The sequence below is a fragment of the Streptomyces flaveolus genome (genome assembly GCF_044765825.1).
Classification (GTDB): Bacteria; Actinomycetota; Actinomycetes; order Streptomycetales; family Streptomycetaceae; genus Streptomyces; species Streptomyces flaveolus.
The window spans coordinates 493,505-502,905 of sequence record NZ_JBIWKU010000002.1 but is presented as its reverse complement, the minus strand read 5'-3'; the positions used below and the strand labels follow the sequence as shown (position 1 = coordinate 502,905).

Here is a 9,401-nt window from a genome sequence, read left to right as displayed (position 1 = left end):
CGCGCCGCGGGCGCGGCGGGGGGGGGGGCGCGCCCCCCCCCCCCCGCCCCCCCCCCCCCCCCCCCCCCCCCCCCCCCCACGGCCGGTTGAAGAAGACTTTGCCCCTGGCCGATTCCACGCGGCGGGCTCCGGACCTGACGGCGGCAGAGGGTATCGCGTTCGCAAAGTGTGTCCGAAAACGAGCAGTGTTGTGTGTCCTTCTCGTTTCTGTCGCGTTGACCGCGCCTGCTCCCATGACGCACGCTCGGGATGTAGATGGCAACTACAACTGGTTCGCCGGACGGTACGCTCGCAATCGCAAAACGCATGCCGGCAGCGGGTCGTCGGGCGGGCCGGACGCAGGAGGTAGCGTATGTGCGGCATCACCGGCTGGATCTCCTTCGACCGCGATCTCGGCACCGAGACGACGGTGTTGGATGCGATGACCGAGACGATGGCCTGCCGCGGACCGGACGACCGTGGCGTGTGGGCGCAGGGACCCGCCGCGCTCGGCCACCGCAGGCTCGCCATCATCGACCTGCCCGGCGGGCGGCAGCCGATGACCGTCGACACCCCGCACGGCACGGTCGCGCTCGTCTACTCGGGAGAGACCTACAACTTCACCGAACTCCGCCGTGAACTCGCGGACCGCGGGCACCGCTTCACCACCGACTCCGACACCGAGGCCGTCCTGCGCGGCTACCTCGAGTGGGGTGACGCGCTCCCCGAGCGTCTCAACGGCATGTACGCCTTCGCCCTGTGGGACGGCCGCGCGAACAAGCTCGTCATGGTCCGCGACCGCATGGGCATCAAGCCGTTCTACTACCACCCGACCGCGGACGGTGTGCTCTTCGGCTCCGAGCCCAAGGCGATCCTCGCCAACCCGCTGGCCCGCCGCCGGGTCAGGCTCGACGGGCTGCGCGAGCTGTTCACCATGATCAAGACGCCCGGTCACGCCGTCTGGGACGGCATGCGCGAGATCGAGCCCGGCACCGTCGTCACGGTCGACCGCACGGGTGTGCACCAGCGGCGTTACTGGGACCTGGAGACCCGTCCGCACACCGACGACCAGGACGCCACGATCGCGCACGTCCGCTCGCTCCTGGACGACATCGTGCGTCGTCAGCTCGTCGCCGACGTACCGCGCTGCACCCTGCTCTCCGGGGGACTGGACTCCTCCGCGATGACCGCGCTGGCAGCCCGGCAACTGGGCGAACACGGCGAGAAGGTGCGCAGCTTCGCCGTGGACTTCGCGGGCCAGGCGGAGAACTTCATCGCCGACGAACTCCGGGGCACCCCCGACACCCCCTTCGTGCACGACGTCGCCCGGGCCGCCGGCACCGACCACCAGGACATCGTGCTGGACGCCCACGCCCTCGCCGACCCCGAGATCCGTGCCAAGGTCATCCGGGCCCGCGACCTGCCGGCTGGCCTCGGCGACATGGACGCCTCCCTGTACCTCCTCTTCCGGGCCATCCGCGAACACTCCACCGTGGCCCTGTCCGGCGAGTCCGCCGACGAGGTCTTCGGTGGCTACCTGCAGTTCTTCGACGAGGAGGCACGCCGCGCCGACACCTTCCCGTGGCTGGTGTCGATGGGCCGCCACATGGGGGAGGACACCGACGTGCTGCGCCCGGACCTGACGAAGAACCTGGACCTGTCCGCGTACGTGGCCGACGGCTACCGCGACGCCGTGGCCGGCATCCGGCGCCTGGAAGGCGAGAGCGACTTCGAATACCGGATGCGCAGGATCTGCCACCTGCACCTGACCCGCTTCGTGCGCATCCTGCTCGACCGCAAGGACCGCGCCAGCATGGCCGTCGGACTGGAGGTGCGCGTCCCCTTCTGCGACCACCGGCTCGTCGAGTACGTCTACAACACCCCCTGGGCGCTGAAGTCCTTCGACGGGCGGGAGAAGAGCCTGCTGCGCGAGGCGACCGCGGACATGCTGCCGAAGTCCGTGTACGACCGGGTCAAGAGCCCCTACCCGTCCACGCAGGACCCCAAGTACGCCGTGGCCCTCCAGGACCAGGCCAAGGATCTGCTCACCCGCACCGGCCACCCGGTCTTCGACCTCGTCGATCCCGAGCGGCTGCGGCGGGCCGCCGAGCGGGAGGCGCCGATGAGCGGCCAGGCGGACCGGCGCGGCCTGGAACGGGCCCTCGACCTCGCCCTCTGGCTGGACCTCTACCAGCCGGAGATCGAACTGAGCTGAAACGGCTCGGCCGCCCCGTCGCTCGTGAGGGTTCACGGGCTGTGCAGCGGCAGCAAGGCGATGTCGTCGGTGTACGTGTGCCGGGGGACGGCGCAGTGCAGCAGGTCGTCGGCCAGCACACCGACCGGCTGGTCGCCCGCCCTGGTGAGGTGCTGGGCGAGGGACGGCGCGCGAGTTGCGGCACGTCAAGGAGCCGTCCGTACGGTGCCCCGATGGGGTGGTTTGGCCGGCCCCGGACCGTCGTACGTGCGGAGCCCGCGAACACTGGTGGGGGTGGCGCGGGCCACCGCGGGAGGGGACGGCATGGCAGACGGCACGGTTCTGGTCGCGGTGGCGGAGCGCCCGGAGGACGGGGGCGCCACCGCTGGACAGTTGGCGCGCATCGCCGAAGGGATCCGGGCGCGCGGCCTCCAGGTCCGGTGGGTGGTGAGCGTCTCCGACGCCGAGGCCGTCCTCAGGACCGAGGCCGGTCTGGCCGCCGCGGTGGTCGCCTGGGACCTCCCGCCCGGAGCCGGGGACGGGCCGGGCGGCGCGACGGTGCTGCGCCGGATCGGACGCCGGTTCTGGAACCTGCCGGTGTTCCTGGTCATGGCGGACGAAGGGCTGCGGGAGCTGCCGCTGTGGGTGTCGCAGTCCGTGGTGGGCTATGTGTGGCCGCTCGAGGACACACCGGCGTTCATCGCGGGACGGATCACCAAGGCCGCACATGTCTACCAGGACGCGCTGCTTCCCCCGTTCTTCAAGGCCCTGCGGCGCTTCGACGACGCGCACGAGTACTCATGGCACACCCCGGCGCACTCCGGCGGTGTCGCCTTCCTCAAGTCACCTGTGGGACGGGCGTTCCACGACTACTTCGGCGAGCGGCTGCTGCGCAGCGACCTGTCGATCTCGGTGGAGGAACTCGGTTCGCTGTTCGAGCACACCGGGCCGATCGGCGAGGCCGAGCGCAACGCGGCGCGTGTCTTCGGATCCGACCACACGTACTTCGTCCTGCACGGCGATTCCACCTGCAACCGTCTGGTCGGCCACTTCAGCGTGACCCACGACGAGATCGCCCTGGTGGACCGCAACTGCCACAAGTCGGTCCTGCACGGCCTGGTCGTCTCCGGAGCCCGGCCGGTGTACCTGATCCCGACCCGCAACGGCTACGGCCTCGCCGGACCGCTGCCGCCGGCCGAGATCGCGGCGGACTCGGTGGCGGCGCGGATCGCGGAGAGTCCCCTCACGGGGGACGTGGTGTCGGCGCGTGCCCAGTACGCGGTGTTCACCAACTCCACGTACGACGGGCTGTGTTACGACGCGGTGGCGGCGGCCCGGGCCTTCGCGGCCGGTACGCCCCGGCTGCACTTCGACGAGGCGTGGTTCGCCTACGCCCGCTTTCACCCGCTCTACGCGGGGCGCTACGGCATGTCGGTGGACGAGGAGGCCTTCCCCGGCCCCGACCGGCCCACGGTCTTCGCGACGCAGTCCACCCACAAGCTGTTGGCGGCGTTGTCGCAGGGCGCCATGGTGCACGTCCGGCCCGCGCCGCGGGCGCCGGTGGAGCACGACCGGTTCAACGAGGCGCTGATGATGCACGGCACGACGTCGCCGCTGTATCCGATGATCGCCTCGCTGGACGTGGCCACGGCGATGATGGACGGTCCGCAAGGACAGTGGCTGGTCGACGAGGCGGTGTCCGAGGCGGTCCTGTTCCGCCAGGAGATGGTGCGGATCGGGCGGCGGATCGAGGCCGCCGGGGACCGGCCGCCCTGGTTCTTCGGGGTGTGGCAGCCGGACGAGGTGACCGATCCCGAGAGCGGGGCGCGGCTGCCGTTCGACGAGGCTCCGGCGGACCTGCTGCGGACCGAACCGTCCTGCTGGCACCTCGCGCCCGACGCGGACTGGCACGGCTTCCCCGGCCTGACCGACGGGTACTGCATGCTCGACCCGATCAAGGTCACCCTGACCTGCCCCGGGCTCGACGCGACCGGGGCGATGTCCGACCGGGGCATCCCGGCGCGGGTGCTCACCGCGTACCTGACCACGCGCGGCATCGTCGTGGAGAAGACCGACAGCTACACCACGCTGGTGCTGTTCTCCATGGGTATCACCAAGGGCAAGTGGGGCACGCTGCTGGACGCCCTGATGGACTTCAAGGACCTCTACGACGGTGAGGCCCCGTTGGACCGTGTCCTGCCCGCGCTGGTCGCCGAGCACCCGCGGCGCTACGCGGGGCGGAGCCTGCGCGACCTGTGCCAGGAGATGCACGACCACCTGCGCCGGGCCCGCCTGGTCGAACTCCTCGACAGGGCCTTCCAGCAACTCCCGGAGCCGGTCGCCCCGCCGCAGCGGTGCTACCAGCGCCTGATCCGGGGCGGCACGGAACGCATCCGCCTGACGGACGCTCCGGGCCGGGTCGCCGCGGCGATGGTCACGGTGACACCGCCCGGCATCCCGGTCCTCATGCCGGGCGAGAGTGTCGGGGAGGAGGACGGTCCTCTGCTGCGTTACCTGGGCGCCCTCGAGTCCTTCGACCGCCACTTCCCCGGCTTCGGCAGCGAGACGCACGGGGTGACCCGCGACCCCGACACCGGCGACTACCTGATCGAGTGCCTCCGTCCGGACGGACAGGAAGGGCTCGGGGATGCCACGACGCCGGCGCAGCGGCGGGGGGAGAGCGCCAGGACAGTGGGCTGAGGCCGCGGCGGCGCGACGGGACGTGGCCGCTATTCCAGCCACATCCCGTCGCGCATGACGACTCTCCCGCGCAGTTCCGGCTCGCCGCGCCAAGCGCGCACAGTCCTCGGGAGCACGCGTAGATACAGAAAGGCGCCGTCTTCCACGCGGGGATCCCACCCGAACTTGTCGGCGAACGCCTCCGCCGCGTCTGCGGGCACTTCCCGGTCCGGGAAGCACTCCGCCTCGCCCTGGAGGAGCACCACGTCGAAGGTGTCCGGGAGCGCCAGGCGTACGCGCGGCTCCTTGCGGACGTTCCGCGCAGTGACGGAAGCGGCGCTGGTGCACATCCACATGGCTCGCCCGTCCCACAGGAACCACAGCGGCACCTGGTGTGGTCCGTGGTCCGGATGAGCCGTCGACACCCATACATCCCGCTCGGTGACGAGCCGCTCCAGAGTGTCGCGCTTACGCTCCGCCGTCCGGCGACGAACGATTCCCGTGGTCTCCATGGCGACCGACCCTAGCCAAGCGGGTGCGAAGCGCGCCTGAGGCGCAGGACCTACTCCCAGCGACCGATGCCCCCCTCGGGCCCGCGAGATTCGCTTATGCCAATGCGTCGCTGCCGGCCGGGCACGGCAAGGTGACCCCGGGACGGAGCCGACGCGCTGCCTCTCCACGGAATCTTCACCGCCGGTCGCCGCCTCCCGGAGTGCGCGCTGCCGTCAACGTCAGGCGCCGAGCGGACGCGAGCAGGCTTCCGGCGCCCAAGTGCCGCCCCGCCCCGAGCCGTTGACAAAGTCGATACACGGTAGAAACCTGTCACCTCAGCGCTGCAAAAGATTGACGAAATCACTCAACTTTTGGATTTAAGCGGGCTCGGCTTCACCTCGGCTTCTTCCGGGCCTGCTGACCACCCCACCGCCCACCAGGCGCACCGGTCTCCCATGTCCCGCCGCACTCACCGCCGCACGGCGCTGCCGCGCATCGGCGTGCGGCGGGCAAGGGACGGGGGCCGGTGCCCGGGCACTCACGGAAGGGAACGAGAGAGCCTCATGAGAGGAAGACATCCGGGCCGGCGGGTCTCCGTCGGCCTTGTGACGGCGGGACTGCTCACCGCGGGCGTGCTCCCCGTCACGGCCCACGCGGCCGCCGCGGAGGGACCGAACCTGGCACTGGGCCGACCGGTGACGGCGGGCGGGGCCCACGGCGGCTATCCGGCGAGCAACGTCACCGACGGCAGCCAGGCCTCGTACTGGGAAGGCCCCGCGGGCTCGTTCCCCCAGTGGGTGCAGATCGACCTCGGGACCAGAACCGAGATCGACGACGTGGTGCTGAAACTCCCCGCCTCCTGGGAGTCCCGCACCGAGACCATCAGCGTCCAGGGCAGCACCGACGGCCAGGACTTCGCCACCCTCTCCGCGGGCGCGGCGAGGACCTTCTCCCCGAACGCCGCGGGCACCGTGATCGTCGGCGTCGCTGGGCAGGCCCGCTACGTCCGGGTCCAGGTGACCGGCAACACGGGCTGGAACGCGGCCCAGTTGTCCGAGGTGGAAGTCCACGGCGACGCCGGGGGCGAAGATCCCGGGACCCCGCCGGCCGGCACCAACCTCGCCCTGCGCAAACCGATGGAGGCCTCCTCCACGACCCAGAACTACGTCGCCGCCAACGCCAACGACGGCAGCACCTCCACCTACTGGGAGGCGAGCGGCCAGTCGTCGACACTGACCACCCGGCTCGGTGCGGACGCGGACCTGAGCGGCGTCGTCGTCAAGCTCAACCCCGACCCGATCTGGGGCCCCCGCACACAGAGCATCCAGGTGCTGGGCCGCCCGGCCGGCGCCTCCGGCTTCACCACCCTGAAGAACCGCGCCGACTACACCTTCAGCCCGGCACAGAACAAGAACACGGTGACCATCCCCGTCTCGGGCCGGTACGCGGACGTACGCCTGGAGTTCTCCGGCAACACCGGCGCCGGCGGGGGACAGGTCGCGGAGTTGGAGGTCATCGGGGCGGCCGCACCCGCACCCGACCTGACCGTCACCTCGCTCACCTGGTCACCCGCCTCGCCCTCCGAGTCGGACGCGGTCACCGTCGAGGCCACGGTCCGCAACAACGGCAGCGCCGCATCGCCCGCGACCACGGTGGACGTCAGCCTCGAAGGCACCGTCGCCGGCAGCGCCGCCGTCGGCGCCCTCGCCCCAGGAGCGTCGGTGAAGGTGCCGGTGCAGGTCGGCAAGCGGCCCATGGGCAGCTACGCCGTCTCCGCCGTCGTCGACCCCTCCGACTCCGTCGCCGAACTCGACAACAGCAACAACAGCCGCAACGCCGGCTCGCCGCTGGTCGTCGGCCAGGCCCCCGGCCCCGACCTCGAGGTCACCGGCATCACCACCAACCCGTCCAGCCCGGCCGTCGGAGCCAAGGTCGGCTTCACCGTCGCCGTGCACAACCGGGGCACGAGTGCCGTGCCCGCCGGGTCGGTCACCCGGCTCACCGTCGGCGGCACCACCCTGAACGGCACCACCGGCGCCATCGCGGCCGGTGACACCGCGAACGTCGCCATCAGCGGCGACTGGACCGCCACCAGCGGCGGAGCGACCCTCACCGCCACGGCGGACGCCACCTCCGTCGTCAAGGAGACCAACGAGGACAACAACACCTTCGCCCGCTCCCTCGTCGTCGGACGCGGCGCCGCCGTGCCCTACGTCGAGTACGAGGCGGAGGACGCCCGTTACGACGGCACCCTGCTGAAGACGGACGCCAAGCGGACCTTCGGGCACACCAACTTCGCCACCGAGTCCTCCGGCCGCCGGTCGGTCCGGCTCGACTCAACCGGACAGTACGTGGAGTTCACCTCCACCACGCCGTCCAATTCGGTCGTCGTGCGCAACTCGATCCCGGACTCCGCCGGCGGCGGCGGGCAGGAGGCGACGATCAGCCTCTACGCGGACGGGAAGTTCGTCCGCAAGCTCAGCCTGTCGTCCAGGCACAGTTGGCTCTACGGCACGACCGACGACCCGGAGGGCCTCACCAACCGGCCCGGCGGTGACGCCCGGCGCCTGTTCGACGAGTCCCACGCCCTGCTCACCGAGACCTACCCGGCGGGCACCAAGTTCCGCCTCCAGCGCGACGCCGGCGACAACGCGGCCTTCTACGTCATCGACCTCGTCGACCTGGAGCAGGTCGCGCCCGCCGCCGCCAAGCCCCCGGAGTGCGTCTCCATCACCGAGTACGGAGCCGTGCCCAACGACGGCCTCGACGACGCGGACGCCCTCCAGCGCGCCGTCACGGCGGACCAGAAGGGCGAGATCCCCTGCGTCTGGATCCCGGCGGGCCAGTGGCGCCAGGAGAAGAAGATCCTGACCGACGACCCGCAGAACCGGGGCCAGTACAACCAGGTCGGCATCCGGGACGTCACCGTACGCGGCGCCGGCATGTGGCACTCCCAGCTGTACTCGCTGATCCAGCCGCAGGACGCGGGCGGCATCAACCACCCGCACGAGGGCAACTTCGGCTTCGACATCGACGACAACACCAAGATCTCCGACATCGCCGTCTTCGGCTCCGGCACCATCCGCGGCGGCGACGGCGGTGCCGAGGGCGGCGTCGCGCTCAACGGCCGCTTCGGCAAGAACACCAAGATCTCCAACGTGTGGATCGAGCACTCCAACGTCGGCGCCTGGGTCGGCCGGGACTACTCCAACATCCCGGAGCTGTGGGGCCCCGCCGACGGACTGGAGTTCAACGGCGTCCGCATCCGCAACACCTACGCCGACGGCGTCAACTTCTCCAACGGCACCCGCAACTCGACCGTCTACAACTCCTCCTTCCGCAACACCGGCGACGACGCACTCGCCGTGTGGGCCAACAAGTACGTGAAGGACACCTCCGTCGACGTCGGCCACGACAACCACTTCCGCAACAACACCATCCAGCTGCCCTGGCGGGCCAACGGCGTCGCGATCTACGGCGGTCACGGCAACTCGATCGAGAACAACCTGATCTCCGACACCATGAACTACCCGGGGATCATGCTGGCCACCGACCACGACCCGCTGCCCTTCTCCGGTCAGACGCTCCTCGCCAACAACGGTCTGTACCGCACGGGCGGGGCGTTCTGGGGCGAGGCCCAGGAGTTCGGCGCGATCACCCTCTTCGCCCAGGGCCAGGACATCCCGGGTGTCACGATCCGCGACACCGACATCCACGACTCCACCTACGACGGCATCCAGTTCAAGACGGGCGGCGGTGCGATGCCCGACGTCCAGATCAGGAACGTCACCATCGACAAGTCCACCAACGGGTCCGGGATCCTCGCGATGGGCGGGGCGCGCGGCAGCGCCACCCTGAACAACGTGACGATCACCAACTCGGCCCAGGGCGACGTCGTGAAGGAACCCGGCTCGCAGTTCACCTTCAACGGCTCGGCAGGCGGATCCGCCGCCTCGCGCGGCTGACCACGGCTCCGCCGCGGTGGGGGGGCGCCCGGCCGGGCCCCCCCCCCCCCCCCCCCCCACCCCGCGGCCCCCCCCCCCCCCCCGGGGCCGGC

The 9,401-nt window shown here is 70.9% G+C and carries 4 protein-coding genes; 3 read left to right on the top strand and 1 reads right to left on the bottom strand.

Features of this window, described 5'->3' with window-relative positions; genetic code table 11:
- Nucleotides 1-352 precede the first annotated feature (352 nt).
- Entirely contained in the window at nucleotides 353-2,194 is a 1,842-nt protein-coding gene (gene asnB, locus ACIRG6_RS07545; RefSeq protein ID WP_403321443.1) for an asparagine synthase (glutamine-hydrolyzing), read from the top strand.
- 303 nt (nucleotides 2,195-2,497) lie between these two features.
- Nucleotides 2,498-4,873 carry an Orn/Lys/Arg family decarboxylase gene (locus ACIRG6_RS07540; RefSeq protein ID WP_403321441.1) on the top strand — a complete coding sequence of 792 codons (2,376 nt, stop codon included), beginning with the start codon at nucleotides 2,498-2,500 and terminating at the stop codon, nucleotides 4,871-4,873.
- Nucleotides 4,874-4,902: 29 nt separating this feature from the next.
- Here ACIRG6_RS07540 and ACIRG6_RS07535 read toward each other — a convergent pair whose 3' ends face one another.
- The gene (locus ACIRG6_RS07535) at nucleotides 4,903-5,364 is read right to left on the bottom strand and encodes a pyridoxamine 5'-phosphate oxidase family protein (protein WP_403321439.1); all 462 of its coding nucleotides are present in this window, start codon (nucleotides 5,362-5,364) and stop codon (nucleotides 4,903-4,905) included.
- A gap of 543 nt (nucleotides 5,365-5,907) precedes the next feature.
- Between ACIRG6_RS07535 and ACIRG6_RS07530 the strand changes: the two genes are divergently transcribed.
- Nucleotides 5,908-9,309: a CARDB domain-containing protein gene (locus ACIRG6_RS07530; protein WP_403321437.1), complete on the top strand. Its 3,402-nt coding sequence runs from the start codon at nucleotides 5,908-5,910 to the stop codon at nucleotides 9,307-9,309.
- Nucleotides 9,310-9,401: the final 92 nt, after the last annotated feature.

What these genes read in the sequence shown, in the direction of transcription:
- ACIRG6_RS07530 (WP_403321437.1), top strand. Translation starts at nt 5,908, where the DNA reads ATGAGAGGAAGACATCCGGGCCGGCGGGTCTCCGTCGGCCTTGTGACG.
- ACIRG6_RS07540 (WP_403321441.1), top strand. Translation starts at nt 2,498, where the DNA reads ATGGCAGACGGCACGGTTCTGGTCGCGGTGGCGGAGCGCCCGGAGGAC.
- asnB (WP_403321443.1), top strand. Translation starts at nt 353, where the DNA reads ATGTGCGGCATCACCGGCTGGATCTCCTTCGACCGCGATCTCGGCACC.
- ACIRG6_RS07535 (WP_403321439.1), bottom strand. Translation starts at nt 5,364, where the DNA reads ATGGAGACCACGGGAATCGTTCGTCGCCGGACGGCGGAGCGTAAGCGC.